6 protein-coding genes are annotated in these 14,240 nt (G+C 63.6%); all 6 read left to right on the plus strand.

The window, feature by feature from the left end; translation table 11 throughout:
• Positions 1-91: 91 nt before the first annotated feature.
• The 6 genes from otsB to malQ all read left to right on the plus strand — a co-directional run bounded on the left by otsB (position 92) and on the right by malQ (position 14,238).
• On the plus strand, positions 92-4,177 hold the full coding sequence (gene otsB / locus EA346_RS07820) for a trehalose-phosphatase (protein ID WP_296757288.1): 4,086 nt from the start codon (positions 92-94) through the stop codon (positions 4,175-4,177).
• 87 nt (positions 4,178-4,264) lie between these two features.
• Positions 4,265-4,564 (plus strand): hypothetical protein, encoded by a 300-nt coding sequence (locus tag EA346_RS07825; RefSeq protein WP_296757289.1) that lies wholly within the window; start codon positions 4,265-4,267, stop codon positions 4,562-4,564.
• A gap of 118 nt (positions 4,565-4,682) precedes the next feature.
• Positions 4,683-6,611, plus strand: coding sequence for a 1,4-alpha-glucan branching protein GlgB (gene glgB, locus EA346_RS07830; protein ID WP_296757290.1), 1,929 nt, complete (start codon positions 4,683-4,685; stop codon positions 6,609-6,611).
• A gap of 6 nt (positions 6,612-6,617) precedes the next feature.
• On the plus strand, positions 6,618-8,615 hold the full coding sequence (locus tag EA346_RS07835) for an alpha-1,4-glucan--maltose-1-phosphate maltosyltransferase (RefSeq protein WP_296757292.1): 1,998 nt from the start codon (positions 6,618-6,620) through the stop codon (positions 8,613-8,615).
• Between the two features lie 12 nt (positions 8,616-8,627).
• Entirely contained in the window at positions 8,628-11,963 is a 3,336-nt protein-coding gene (treS, locus tag EA346_RS07840) for a maltose alpha-D-glucosyltransferase (protein WP_296757293.1), read from the plus strand.
• Positions 11,964-12,024: 61 nt separating this feature from the next.
• On the plus strand, positions 12,025-14,238 hold the full coding sequence (malQ, locus tag EA346_RS07845) for a 4-alpha-glucanotransferase (RefSeq protein WP_296757295.1): 2,214 nt from the start codon (positions 12,025-12,027) through the stop codon (positions 14,236-14,238).
• The last annotated feature ends 2 nt before the right edge of the window (positions 14,239-14,240 follow it).

The following is a 14,240-nucleotide window of genomic DNA, read 5'->3' on the forward strand; positions in this document are numbered from 1 at the left end:
TTTTTGCCTGGCGCGCCGATGACGCACGATCCCACTCTCGGTGGAAGGTCTGCCGGGATCCCGATGACCAACGACAGCACCGGAGACCCAGATGTTCGAAGAGGCGAAATTCCGGTCAAAGGTGAAGGCCGTGCTGTTCGATATGGACGGGGTGGTGACGGACACCGCGCGCGCGCACGCCGCTGCATGGAAACGCCTGTTCGACGAATTTCTCGAGGCGCGCGCAAACCGCCTCGGCGAGGAGTTTCGACCGTTCGATCCCCGCGATGACTATCGCCGGTTTGTCGACGGAAAACCGCGCGCCGACGGCATCAGGAGCTTTCTCGCTTCGCGGGGTATCGAACTGCCGGCCGGCAGCAGGGACGACGGCCCGGATGACGACACCGTTGCTGGTCTTGGCAATCGCAAGAACCGGTATTTCCGCGCCTGGCTGGACGAAAATCGTGTCGAAGCTTACCCGGGAACCCTGAGGCTGCTCGAGGCCCTGCGCGATGGGGGTGTGGCGACGGCTGTGTTCTCCTCGAGCCGCAATGCCGAGGCGGTGCTGGAAAGCGCCGCCTTGCTCGATCGCTTCGCTGCCCGGGTCGATGGTAACGATCTGCTCCGGTTGGACATCCCCGGCAAGCCGGACCCTGCGATGTTGCTGGAGGCGGCCCGGCAACTGGAGGTCGCGCCGGCGGAGTGTGCGGTCTTCGAGGACGCCGGCATCGGTATCGAGGCCGGTGTCGAGGGCGGGTTCCACCCGGTGATCGGTGTCGCCCGCAACGATCACGGCGATCGATTGAAGGAGGCAGGTGCCGACCTCGTGATTCGCGATCTGGCCCAACTTCGCTTCACCCCCGCGGACGGTCTGACTCTGCGCACGCTCGACAATCTGCCCTCGGCCCTGGATCGTGAGAACGACATTCGCAGCCGTCTGAAAACCAGCGATCCCGCGGTGTTTCTGGATTACGACGGCACTCTGACACCGATCGTCGATGACCACACGAAGGCGCTCCTGGCCGACGATATGCGGGCGACGGTGGCGGCTCTTGCCCGACGTTGCACGGTGGTGATCGTGAGCGGCCGTGATCTGGCGAAACTGCGTGAGCTGGTTGGGCTGGATTCCGTGTGGTTTGCGGGCAGCCATGGTTTCGAGATCGTCGGCCCAGAAGGTGCTTCCCGGGGCCTGGAGAAAGGCGAAGAATTTCTCCCGGAACTCGATGAACTGGAGCGCGGCTTGAAGGATCAACTGGCCGGCATCGACGGGCATTCGCTGGAACGGAAGAAGTTCTCGATCGCGGTGCACTATCGCGGTGTCGCGTCCACGGACGTGGAGTCCCTGAAGTCCATCGTTGACAAGGTGTTGCAGGAACACCCGAGCCTGCGCCTGGGCCGTGGGAAGAAGGTCCTGGAGATCGGCCCCGATATCCATTGGAACAAGGGCGAAGCGGTGCGCTGGGTGCTGCAGGAACTGGAGGCAGACAACCCGGACCTGGTTCCGGTCTACGTCGGCGACGACATCACCGATGAGGATGCGTTTCAGGCGCTTGCGGGGCAGGGGATCTGCATTGCCGTGCGCCACGACGAAGCCCGGGCGACCGCAGCCGACTACGCCGTGGATGACACGCTGGGTGTGAAACGCCTTCTCCAGTCATTGACCGGCGTCATTGCCGCGCGGGAGCAGGGTGCCGCTGCGATGCGCGAAACGGGTGCATGGTCGCTGACCTACTCGGGTTACCGGCCGACACAGGAAGGTCTGCGCGAGGCCCTGTGCACGCTCGGTAACGGCTACTGCGCCACCCGAGGCGCCTCGCCCGATGCGCGGGCGGACGACGTGCATTACCCGGGGACGTATCTGGCTGGCGGCTACAATCGGCTGATCAGCGAAGTGGCCGGACGGAAGGTCGAAAACGAGGACCTGGTCAATCTGCCGAACTGGCTGCCGCTGACCTTCCGCATCGATGACGGTGACTGGTTCCGGCTCGACGATGTGGAAATTCTGGCGCTGGACCAGGAACTCGATGTCGTCCACGGCCTGCTGCACCGTAGCCTGCGCTTTCGCGACGCCGAAGGTCGCACGACCCACTGGCGGGAACAGCGACTGGTCAGCATGGACACCCCTCACATTGCCGGTCTTTGCGTGGAGCTCACGGCGGAGGACTGGTCAGGTCGGATGACAGTGCGTTCGTCCCTCGACGGCAACGTGGTCAATGACGGCGTCGCCCGCTACCGCGGTCTGGCGAACCGTCATCTCGAGGTTCTGGCCGCGGAGCATCGGGGCGAGGATACGATCTTTCTTCATTCGCGCACCAACCAATCCGTGCTCGGGATCGCCCAGGCGGCACGGACCCGCGTGTATCGGGGCGGCACCGAGATGGCCGCAGAGCGTCGGACGATCAGCGAAGAAGCGGGCATCGCCCAGGAGATTGCCTTTGCCCTGGCCGAGGGCGAAGCGGCCCGGGTGGAGAAGATCGTCGCATTGTACTCGTCGCGCGACTGGGCGATCTCCGAACCGGGGCTGGAGGCATTGCGGGGACTCGGCCGCACCGGTCGCTTCGATGTGATGCGTGCGCGGCACGAAAGAGCCTGGGCACACCTGTGGAACGAATGCGACATCGCCCTCGACGATGACGGGGCGCCAACGACGGAACTCAAGCTGCGCGTACACATCTTCCACCTGCTGCAGACGGCGTCGCGGCACTCGGTCGATCTCGACACCGGTGTACCCGCACGCGGCTGGCACGGCGAGGCCTACCGCGGTCACATCTTCTGGGACGAACTGTTCATCTTTCCCTTCCTGAGCCTGCGCATGCCCACGCTGACCCGTGCCCTGTTGCGTTACCGCCATCGTCGCCTCGGCGAGGCAAGGCAGGCGGCTGCGGATGCCGGCTACCGGGGAGCCATGTATCCCTGGCAAAGCGGCAGTGATGGCCGGGAAGAGACCCAGCGGCTGCACCTCAACCCGAAGTCGGGCCGCTGGCTCCCGGACACCTCGCACCGGCAACGGCACATCAACTCGGCGATTGCCTACAACGTCTGGCAGTACTACCAGACCTCCGATGACCAGGAGTTCATGCACTTCTACGGCGCGGAGATGCTGCTGGAGATCGCACGCTTCTGGGCCAGTGCCTCGGTGTACAACCCGGGACTGGATCGCTACGAGATCAGGGGTGTGATGGGACCGGACGAATATCACACCGCCTATCCGGATACCGACCCGGAGGCTGCTGGGGGTGTGGACAACAACGCCTACACCAATGTGATGGCGGCCTGGGTGCTGACACGGGCACGGGACGTCATCGACCTGCTTCCCGAGATGCGCTGGCGGCATCTGCGCGAGCGCATGGAACTGAGCGACGAAGAACTCGAGCTCTGGTACGACATCAGCCGGAAGCTCCGCGTGCCTATCCAGGACGATGGCATCATCAGCCAGTTCGAGGGCTATGAGGATCTCGAAGAGTTCGACTGGGACGGCTATCGCAAGAAGTACGGCGACATCCATCGCCTGGACCGCATCCTCGAGGCCGAGGACGACACGCCGAACCGGTACAAGGTCTCGAAGCAGGCAGACGTGCTGATGCTGTTCTTTCTCTTCTCGGCGGAGGAGTTGGCGATGCTCTTCGAGCAGCTCGGCTACCCGTTCGATCCAGAGACGATTCCGCGGAATGTCGAATACTATCTTGCGCGCACCTCGCATGGCTCAACCCTGAGCCAGGTCGTGCATTCGTGGGTATTGGCGCGATCGGACCGTTCGCATTCGTGGAATCTCTTCCAAAGGGTCCTGGACAGCGATATCGCCGACATTCAGGGTGGCACGACGCCCGAGGGCATTCATGTCGGTGCGATGGCCGGTAGCATCGACCTGGTCCAGCGTTGCTACCTGGGCATCGGGATGCGCGGCAATGTGCTGCACTTCGATCCGGCATTCCCTTCCGAGCTGCATTGCGTCAAGGTACGGTTGCACTATCGCAACCAGACGCTGGAAGTGGAAGCCAACCACGATACGCTGCAGATCCGCAGCGGGGCATACACAACGAGGGCGATCACCGTTGCGTATCGCGGGCATTATCGTGAGATGGCACCCGGCGACAGCTGCCAGTTCCGTTTGCTCAAGCCGGAAGAGCGTGTGCGTGACGAAAATCGTCGCGCAGGAGAGCACTCGGAGGCACCGGCTCTTGAGCAGCCATCGCCATGACGCCTGTGTGAACGGCAATTGGATCGCGGGCACCCCTAATGGATGGTAACGAGGAAGAGGATAAGACTCATGGAAAATGGAGTGACTGTGATCGTCTGGCTGGTCTGGCTGGCCATTTTTCTGCTTGCCATACCGCTGGTTTTGCGAATCCGCCATCCTGAACAGAGGGCATTCGCTGCCTATCTGATCTTCGTCAGCATCTTTACCGTCGTGGCTGGCGTGCTGTTCTGGCTGTTGTCCTGGCTGGCCCTTGCCTTGGGGCTTGCGCCGATGCTGGAACGGGTCATTCCCGCGATCGTATTTCTGCTGCTGATCTTTGTCCCCGCGTTCGCACTCGCTTTCTGGCAGGCGCGCAAGCCGCGGTGGAGGAAAGCGCCGCCCCCTTGAACGTTCGCTGGCGCCGCGATGGACTGCATACGGCCTCCGTTCTGGCGGGGGCGTGCCCTCCAATCCGCCATCTGCGCCGCTCCGAGCAATGAAAGACAGGCAAACCCGAGAGCGACCGATGAAAAACCCTGCGCAATCCGTCAAGCATGACGTCCCGATGCTGACCGAGCACGATGTCTATCTGTTCAAACAGGGCCGGCACACCAGGCTTTACGAAAAGCTGGGTGCCCATGTTCGGGAGGTCGGCGGCGTCGCGGGCGTGGGCTTCGGGGTATGGGCGCCCAATGCCAGGGAGGTTTCGGTCATCGGTGATTTCAACCAATGGCGTGCCGGCAGCCATCCGCTGCAGATCCGCGAGGACGACTCCGGGATCTGGGAGGGCTTCATTCCGGACCTCATGCCAGGGACTCAGTACAAATTCCATATCGCGTCCCGGCTCGAGGATTACGCGGCGGACAAGGGGGACCCCTTCGCGTTCTCCTGGGAGGAGCCCCCGGCGACTGCGTGCCGGGTCCGGGAACTGGATTACTCGTGGGACGATGCCGCATGGATGGAACGGCGCCATCGGGCCAACGGCCTGGATGCCCCCTGGTCCGTCTACGAGATGCATCCGGGCTCCTGGCGGCGAGTGGCGGAGGAGGGCAATCGGGTGCCCACGTACCGTGAATTGGCGGAATGGCTGCCCGCCTATCTGGGCGAACTTGGCTACACCCACGTGGAATTGATGCCAATCACCGAACATCCCTTCTACGGGTCATGGGGTTACCAGACCACCGGCTATTTCGCGCCGACCGCCCGTTATGGAACGCCGCAGGACTTCATGCACCTGGTGGACCGCCTGCATCAGTCGGGAATAGGGGTGATCGTCGACTGGGTGCCTTCGCATTTTCCGGACGACGAACACGGGCTGCGGTATTTCGACGGCACCCACCTCTTCGAACACGCTGATCCCAAGAGCGGCTTCCACCCCGAGTGGCAGAGCTACATCTTCAACTACGGGCGTCACGAGGTTCGGTCCTTTCTGCTCAGCAGTGCGCTGTTCTGGCTGAAGCAGTACCACCTGGATGGGCTGCGCGTGGACGCGGTGGCCTCGATGCTCTACCTCGACTACGGCCGGCAGGAGGGCGAATGGATACCCAACGAGCACGGCGGCAACGAAAACCTGGCGGCGGTGGATTTTCTGCGCGACCTGAACGAGGCGGTCTACCGGGATCTGCCCGGCACCCAGACCATCGCCGAGGAGTCCACTGCGTGGCCCATGGTCTCGAGACCAACGTACCTGGGCGGCCTGGGTTTCGGCATGAAATGGAACATGGGCTGGATGCACGACACGCTGGCCTATTTTGCGAACGACCCGCTGTACCGCAAGTATCATCACGACCAGCTGACCTTCAGCCTGGCCTACGCCTTCAACGAGAATTTCATGCTCGCCCTCTCCCACGACGAGGTGGTGCACGGCAAGGGCTCCCTGATCAACAAGATGCCGGGCGACGACTGGCAGAAGTTCGCCAACCTGCGGGCATTGTTCGGATACATGTACGGACACCCGGGGAAGAAGCTGACGTTCATGGGTGACGAGTTCGGCCAGTGGCGCGAGTGGAGCCACGATCGCGGGTTGGACTGGGAACTGCTGGAGCAGCCAGCGCATCGTGGCCTCCGGCATTGGGTCGGCGATCTGAATCACTTCTACCGGAACCAGCCCGCGCTGTTCGAGCAGGACTTCGTCGCGGCCGGCTTCGAGTGGATCGACCGGCAGGACGTCGAGGAGAGCACCCTGAGCTTCCTGCGGAAGGCCAGAAACCCGGACGACATGATTCTCGTGATCTGCAACCTGACGCCGGTGCCGCGTGACAACTACCGCATTGGGGTCCCGAGAGGCGGGTGGTGGCAGGAGATGCTGAACAGCGATGCCCAGACCTACGGCGGCAGCGGGCGCGGCAATCGGGGCGGCGTGGAGAGCGCGCCGGTGGGCGCGCACGGCCACTACCATTCGCTGGTCCTCGACCTGCCGCCGCTGGCGGTGCTGTTTCTGAAGCCGGGAGGTTGAGAGCGCATGGCACGCATCTTTCCCGAAGAAGGCAGGCAGCGGGTGATGATCGAAGCGGTCAGCCCGCAGGTGGATGGCGGACGCTTTCCCATCAAGCGAACGGTGGGTGAATCGGTGGTGGTCGAGGCCCGTGCTTTCGCCGATGGACATGATCGTCTCCGGTGTCTGCTGCGGCATCGACGGGAGGATGGCGCGCTGTGGCACGAGACGCCGATGCTGCCGATGATCAACGATCGCTGGCGCGCCGAGTTCACGGTTCCGGATCTGGGCCGCTATCTCTATACCGTGACCGGCTGGGTCGATGGCTTCCTCTCCTGGCTCCACGATCTGGAACGTCGCACCGAGCCGGAGGATATACGCGTGGCCCTCGTGATGGGCGCGGAACTGGTGGCTCGGGCGGGTGACCGTGCGGTCGGCGATGATGCTGAAACCCTGGTCCGTCTGGCCGAAGCGCTGCGCTCGGAAGATGATCTGCAGACACGCGTTGCGGTGGCCATGAGCACCGAGTTGGGTGATTTGATGGAGCGCTATCCCGACCGCAGCCTGGCCAGCGTCGACGAGCGCGAGCTGGTGGTGACGGTGGAGCCGGAACGGGCCCGTTTCAGCGCCTGGTACGAGGTCTTTCCCCGCTCCTGCAGCATGACCCCAGGAGTCCATGGGACCTTCAGGGATTGCGAGAAGTGGCTTCCGTACATTGCCGGGATGGGTTTTGACGTCCTCTACCTTCCGCCGATCCACCCCATCGGGCGCAGCAGACGCAAGGGACCCAACAACGCGCTCACAGCGGACGCCGATGACCCGGGGAGTCCCTGGGCGATTGGCTCCGCGGAGGGTGGACATCTCAGCGTTCATCCGGAATTGGGAACGCTGGAAGACTTCCGCAGCCTCGTCGCCGGCGCACGCGACCATGGTCTGGAGGTCGCCCTCGACATTGCCTTTCAGTGTGCGCCCGACCACCCCTATGTGGCGGAGCATCCGGCGTGGTTCCGCCACCGACCCGATGGCAGCGTGCAGTACGCGGAGAATCCACCGAAGAAATACCAGGACATCTATCCCTTCGATTTCGAGACCGCCGACTGGCAGGGTCTTTGGACCGAGCTCGAGGGCATCTTCCGGTTCTGGATCGAGCAGGGCGTGCAGATTTTCCGGGTGGACAATCCTCACACCAAGAGCTTCGCGTTCTGGGAGTGGGTCATCGCCGAAATCAAGCGGGATTTTCCCGGGACCATCTTCCTGGCCGAAGCATTCGCGCGTCCCGCCGTGCTGCACGGGCTTGCCAAGCGCGGCTTCAGCCAGTCCTACAACTACTTCCCGTGGCGCAATACCAAGCAGGAACTGACCGCGTATTTCACCGAACTCACCCGAGGCGAGGGGAGGGAATACCTGCGGCCCAATCTCTGGCCCGCCACGCCGGACATCCTGCCCGAATACCTGCAGTTCGGAGGCCGGCCTGCGTTCATGATCCGCGCGACGCTGGCGGCGACCCTGGGCGCGAGTTACGGCATTTACGGCCCCGCCTTCGAGCTGATCGAGAACAGGCCCCGATGGCCGGGAACCGAAGAATATCTCGATTCCGAGAAATACCAGATCAGGCACTGGGATCTCAGGCGGCCGGACAGCCTCAGAGACTACCTCGCACGCCTGAACCGCATCCGTCGCGAGAATCCCGCGTTGCAGTACGACGGAAACCTGCGCTTCCACGTAGTGGACAACGACGAAATCCTCTGTTTCAGCAAGAGGACGGACGACGGAGTCAATGTCGTGCTGGTGGTGGTCAACCTCGATCCGGTGCATGTGCAGTCGGGATACGTGCAGCTCCCGGTCGAGGAATTCGGCCTGGATCCGGGGCATCCCTACCAGGTCCACGACTTGCTGAGCAACTCCCGGCATCTGTGGCACGGAACGCGCAACTACGTAGCGCTCGATCCGCAGGCCGGTCCGGCGCACATCTTCCGTCTGCGACGCCGGCTGCGGTCCGAGCACGACTTCGACTATTACCTGTAACAAGGGGGCGGTATGGCTGCGCAGGAAACCGGCTTGCAGGACGATCCGCTGTGGTACAAGGACGCCATCATCTATCAGATGCATGTCAAGGCATTCCAGGACAGCAACGATGATGGGATCGGTGATTTTCCGGGTCTGACCAGCAAGCTCGACTACATCCAGGACCTGGGCGTCAACACGCTGTGGTTGTTGCCGTTTTACCCGTCGCCGATGCGCGACGATGGTTACGACATTGCCGATTACCGCAACATCTATCCCGACTACGGTACCCGCCGGGATTTTCGAACGTTCATGCGTGAAGCGCACCGCCGCGGTTTGCGCGTGATCACCGAATTGGTGATCAATCACACCTCTGATCAGCATCCCTGGTTCCAGGCCGCGCGCAAGGCACCGCCGGGCAGCCGGAAGCACGCCTTTTATGTATGGAGCGACACCAGGGAGAAGTTTCCCGAGACGCGGGTGATCTTCACCGACAGCGAAGTTTCCAACTGGACCTGGGACGACGAAGCCGGGGCCTACTACTGGCATCGCTTTTTCCACCACCAGCCGGATCTGAACCACAACAATCCGGAAGTGGTGAGGGCCGTGATCCGGATCATGCGCTTCTGGCTGGACATGGGCGTCGACGGCCTGCGTCTGGATGCCATCCCCTACCTGTGCGTGCGCGAGGGGACGAACAACGAAAACCTGCCGGAGACCCATGCGGTTCTGAAGCGCATGCGGGCCGAGGTGGACAAGCACTACCAGTCGCGCATGTTCCTCGCCGAGGCCAACCAGTGGCCGGAAGATGCCCGGGAATACTGCGGCGATGGCGACGAATGCCACGTGATCTATCACTTCCCCCTGATGCCCCGCATGTACATGGCCGTGGCACAGGAGGACCGTTACCCCATTCTCGAAATCATGGGCCAGACGCCGGAGATTCCGGATACCTGCCAGTGGGCGATCTTCCTGCGCAACCACGATGAATTGACCCTGGAGATGGTCACCGACCGTGAGCGCGACTACATGTACGAACGCTACGCGGCCGACCCCCGAATGCGCGTCAACGTGGGCATCCGCCGCCGGCTCGCGCCGCTGATGGACAACGATCCCGAGAAGATCAAGCTGATGAACAGCCTCCTGATGTCGATGCCCGGTTCGCCGATCATCTATTACGGGGACGAAATCGGCATGGGTGACAATTTTTTCCTGGGCGACCGCAACGGTGTGCGTACCCCCATGCAGTGGAGTCCGGATCGCAATGGCGGCTTTTCCCGGGCGGATCCCCAGTTCCTGTACCTGCCGCCGATCATGGATCCCGTGTACGGCTACCAGGCCGTCAATGTGGAGGCGCAGAGCCGAGAGGCGTCATCGCTGCTCAACTGGATGAAACGGCTGATTGCCGTGCGCAAGGTCCATCCCGCCTTCGGACGCGGCACCCTGCGCTTTCTACAGCCGGGCAACCGCAAGATCCTCGCCTATGTGCGCGAGCATGGTGACGAGGCGATCCTGTGCGTCGCTAATCTTGCGCGCTCGGCGCAGCCCGTCGAACTCGATCTGGCGCGTTTCAAGGGCCGGGTGCCGATGGAATTGATGGGGCGCACCGTGTTTCCCCCGATCGGGGAACTGCCCTACCTGCTGACGCTGCCCGGGCATGGCTTCTACTGGTTCGAGCTGGCCAGTGACGTCGAGGCGCCGACCTGGCACCAGGAGGCGCTGCCGTCGATGGAGCTGCCCGTGCTGGTGCTGTCCGGGGGTTGGCGGAGCTTTTTCCCCGATCCGTTACAGCCAGGGCTGCGGAATACAGAGGCCGCGATGCAGCTGAGAAGCCGTCTGGAGCGCGAGGTCCTGCCGGCCTTTCTCCAGGGCCAGCGTTGGTTTGCGGCCAAGGGCCAGGGGCTCGAGGCGGTGGAGGCTACCCACATGGTCAAGTGGGCCACGGCGGACGGGGAATGGCTGTTGCTGTGGGTGCGGTGCGTGTTCGGGGGCGAAGTGGCGCAGACCTATTTCCTGCCGCTGGCGCTGATCTGGGGCGAGATCGACGAGGAGCAGGTACGTTTGACCTTGTCCGCCGCACTGGCGCGCGTGCGTCAGAAGGCTCGGGTCGGTGTTCTGCACGATGCGGTGGCAGCGGAAGACTTCGTTCAGGCCATGGTCCGGTCGATCGCGCAACCGGCGGACCATCTGCTGGATTCGGGAATGCTGCGATTCCGTCCCACCGCTGCGTATCCCCGGTTGGTCGGCGATCATCCGCTCGAGGGCCTGCAGCGCCCCGGGGCTGAGGGAACCAATACCACGGTCATTCTAGGCGACCGTCTGTTTCTCAAACTCTACCGCCGTGTCCAGCCGGGCGTGAGTCCGGAACTGGAAATGGGGCGTTACCTGACCGAAGTCTCGCCCTTCCCGAACATCTCTCCATTGGCCGGATCGGTGGAATACCAGGCGGTAGGCGAGTCCCCATCGACTCTGGCCCTGCTCCAGGGTTATGTCCCGAACCAGGGGGACGGCTGGAGCTACAGCATCGACTATCTGACCCGCTCCTTCGAAGATTGCATGACCCGGCCAGAGGGCCTCTCCGTCGAGCCGCATGGGGACTACGAGCACCTGATGCGGACGCTGGGCCGACGCACCGGTGAACTTCACGTTGCGCTGGCCCAGCCCGCCGCAGATCCCGCCTTTGCGCCCGAGCCCATGGGTTCCGGGGATCTGGACGCTTGGGGCAACCGGGTGCGCGACGACGTGCACACGACCCTGGACATGCTGGCCGGAAGGCGGGAAGGCCTGTCCGAAGCAGTGCGCCCGGCGGCCGAGCGTTTGCTCGAGGCGAGGGAGTCGTTCGTCCAGCGCGTGGAGGAACTCACGCAACTTCCAGTGCAGGCGGTCAAGACCCGTTACCACGGGGATTATCACCTGGGCCAGGTCCTCTTGACCGAGAACGACTTCGTGATCATCGACTTCGAGGGCGAGCCCGCCCGGCCGATCGAAGAGCGCAGGATCAAGCATTCACCCTTGCGGGACGTGGCGGGAATGCTCCGGTCGTTCAGCTACGCCGGGGCCGTTGCGCTGGCGAATGGCACTGCTGAGCGACCCGCCGACCGCGAACGCCTGCTGCCGCACCTGAGGGAGTGGGAGAAGGCCGCCGCCGCCGCCTTTGTGGGCGGCTATCGGGAGGCGGCGGCCGGGTGCCCGTCATCGCCTGCGGACATCGCCGCGGCTGATCGGCTGACGGATCTGTTCGTGATGGAGAAGGCGCTTTACGAGCTGCGCTACGAACTCGATCACCGTCTGGACTGGGTCGGTATTCCGATCGATGGTCTTCTGAATCTCGGCGTGGAGACAGGTCCGAACGCCGGGGGGGCGTCATGAGGCTGCACAGCACCGAATGGGGCACGTGGTTGCGGCCGTTGTCTTTCTGCGCGGTTCTTGCATGAGCCACCCGGAACTCCTCGATCGATTGTCGGAGCGCTACCACATAGCGCCCGAGTATCGCGATATCTGGGGCAACCGCCAGCAGGTCTCCGAAGAAACCCAGCGCGCCCTGCTGGGTGTGATGGGTGTGGCTACAGACAGCGACCAACACATGCAGCAGGCCCTGGAGCGGGCCGAGGCCGAGGATTGGGGGCGTCCCCTGCCACCGGTACACGTGGCACGGGAGGGCGAGGGCTGCATCCGCCTGGACATCACGGTGCGCGCGGAAAGTGCCGGTCACTGGCACCGCTGGACGCTGACGGAAGAGGACGGTGGTCGCCGGGAGGGTCGGTTCCGGCCTTCGGATCTCGAGCAGGAGGGCCAGCGGATGCTGGACGGCGAGGTCCGGGAGCGGCGCATACTCTCTCTGCCGGACGACCGGCCGGGCGGCTACCACCGCCTCGAACTCCAGGACCTCGAGATGCCTGGCGAGGGGATTTCGTCCATGTCGCTGATCGTGGTCCCGGCGGATTGTTACCGGCCGCAGGCGGTGTCGGGAGGGCAGCGGGTATGGGGGCTCAATATCCCGCTGTACGCGCTGCGCTCGAGCCGGAACTGGGGCATCGGCGACTTCACGGACCTGATCCGGGTGCTGGAATTCGCGGCGCAGGCCGGGGTGGACCTGGTCGGCCTGAATCCGCTGCATGCCCTGTTTCCGCACAATCCCTCCCACGCGAGTCCCTACAGTCCTTCAAGCCGGCAGTTCCTGAATGTGCTGTACCTGGACGTGGAGGCGTTGCCCGAATTCGCCGAGTGCGACGCGGCACAGCATCAGGTGCGGGACCGGGTCTTCCAGCAGCGGCTGGATCGGCTCCGGGGGTCTGAACTGGTCGACTATCCCGGGGTTGCCGGGGCGAAGATGACGGTGCTGGAGACCCTGTACGGGCACTTTCAAAAGAAACATCTGGACCGTGGCGATGAACGTGCCGAGGCCTTTGCCCGGTTCCGGCGGTCACGGGGTGATGCGCTGCGTCTGCATGCGCTGTACGAGGCGATTCAGGAATCCCTGCATCGGGCGGATCCCTCGGTCTGGGGCTGGCCTGCATGGCCGGAGCCCTATCGACATCCGGAGTCCGAGGCCGTTGCGGCATTCGCGACCGAACACGCCGAACGAACGGGGTTTTACGAATACCTGCAATGGCAGGCCCATGCCCAGCTCAGGAGGGCCGGCCATCGTGCCTTCGAGCTGGGTCTTGCGCTGGGACTGTACCAGGACATTGCCGTCAGTGTGGATGTGGGCGGCGCGGAGACCTGGGCGAATCAGGAACTGTATGTACTCGAGGGCCGGATCGGTTCCCCGCCGGATGACTTCAACCTGGACGGCCAGGACTGGGGGCTTCCGCCCTGGAATCCCGAAATGCTGCGGGATTGTGGGTATGCGCCGTTCATCAAGACCCTGCGCGAGAACATGAGCACCGCCGGGGTTGTGCGCCTCGACCATGTGATGAGTCTGATGCGGCTCTTCTGGGTGCCGGCGGGGATGTCTCCGCGCGAAGGTGGCTACGTTTCGTATCCGTTTCAGGATCTGCTGGGCATTCTCGCGCTGGAGAGTCACCGCAACCGCTGCCTCGTCGTCGGCGAGGATCTGGGCACGGTGCCCGACGAGGTGCGCGAGGCGTTGCGGCCGATGGGCGTGCTTTCTTACCGGCTGCTCTATTTCGAGAAAGCGGACGACGGCAATTTCAGAACGCCCGCGGATTTCGCCACGCAGGCCCTGATCGCCACCAGCACGCATGACCTGCCCACGCTTTCCGGTTACTGGGAGGGTCTGGATCTGGAGTTGCGCGATCGTCTGCACCTTTTCCCAACCGCGAAACACCGCGAAGACCAGATCATCGGGCGCGCGGAGGACCGGGCCCGTCTGCTCGTGGCGCTGGAAAAGGAGGGTCTGCTGCCCGCAGGCCTGAGCGTGCAGGCGGTTCCCGAGGGGGAAATGACGGTGGACCTCGCGGTGAGTATCCACCGCTTCCTTGCCCGCACCCCCGCGATGGTGATGATGGCTCAGATGGAGGACGTACTCGGGCAGCGCGAACAGATCAACCTTCCCGGAACCACCGACGAGCGTCCGAACTGGCGCCACAAGTTGAGGCTGGACCTGGAGCAGTGGGAACGGGAGCCGCGGGTCCTCGCCATCCTGAATGCGCTGAGGGAGGAGAGGGCTGTTATCACGTGACG

Source organism: Thioalkalivibrio sp. (assembly GCF_007692535.1).
In the GTDB taxonomy this organism is placed as follows: domain Bacteria; phylum Pseudomonadota; class Gammaproteobacteria; order Ectothiorhodospirales; family Ectothiorhodospiraceae; genus Thioalkalivibrio.

Excerpts from the sequence above, each read along its gene's own strand:
- otsB (WP_296757288.1), top strand. The coding sequence starts at position 92 with ATGTTCGAAGAGGCGAAATTCCGGTCAAAGGTGAAGGCCGTGCTGTTC.
- glgB (WP_296757290.1), top strand. The coding sequence starts at position 4,683 with ATGAAAAACCCTGCGCAATCCGTCAAGCATGACGTCCCGATGCTGACC.
- EA346_RS07835 (WP_296757292.1), top strand. The coding sequence starts at position 6,618 with ATGGCACGCATCTTTCCCGAAGAAGGCAGGCAGCGGGTGATGATCGAA.
- treS (WP_296757293.1), top strand. The coding sequence starts at position 8,628 with ATGGCTGCGCAGGAAACCGGCTTGCAGGACGATCCGCTGTGGTACAAG.
- malQ (WP_296757295.1), top strand. The coding sequence starts at position 12,025 with ATGAGCCACCCGGAACTCCTCGATCGATTGTCGGAGCGCTACCACATA.